Annotated in this window: 2 protein-coding genes; both read left to right on the top strand. The window is 48.9% G+C overall.

Translation table 11 applies throughout. The features are described 5' to 3' along the window. On the top strand, nucleotides 1–254 hold a 254-nt coding region (locus tag NE664_14160), incomplete at its 5' end, for a hypothetical protein (GenBank protein MCQ4727779.1). Then, nucleotides 236–430, top strand: coding sequence for a hypothetical protein (locus NE664_14155; GenBank protein MCQ4727778.1), 195 nt, complete (start codon nucleotides 236–238; stop codon nucleotides 428–430). The genes NE664_14160 and NE664_14155, both read left to right, overlap by 19 nt. Nucleotides 431–440 lie beyond the last annotated feature (10 nt).

The following is a 440-nucleotide window of genomic DNA, read 5'->3' as shown; positions in this document are numbered from 1 at the left end:
TGGTGAGCCGTTATTTCCTTTCCAAATATGGTGCAGACGCCGGGATAGGTGAAAAGGTTATGCTAAGCAGCGAGAGCTTTCACGGAGAATACGCGGTGACTGGCATTATGGAAGGCTATAAGGAAAAAGAGGTAAATGGCACATCCATCCTTCTTTCCAAAGAAGCCCTGAGGGATGGAGCGGCTACGACCCCGCTGATTATCGTGCCTATGTGCATTTTAAGAATGAGCAGCAGATGGATGAAACAGAGCTGACTGCCCGTAGCCGGGAGATTGCCAAGGAATATCAGCTGGAAATGCCGGTCATGAACCTCAGCTATATGAAATTCTATAAGCAGCCGGTGAATGTCAGTATGCTTGCGCTGGTTGCCGGAATCGCAGTCCTGGTCATCATCGGAAGATACTTTGTATCACAACATACCCTCCGATGATGACCAGGAC

The sequence above is a fragment of the Anaerotignum faecicola genome (genome assembly GCA_024460105.1).
In the GTDB taxonomy this organism is placed as follows: Bacteria; Bacillota; Clostridia; order Lachnospirales; family Anaerotignaceae; genus JANFXS01.
Note: the sequence above shows the minus strand (reverse complement) of the source record. Positions and strands in the feature narration are given on the sequence as shown.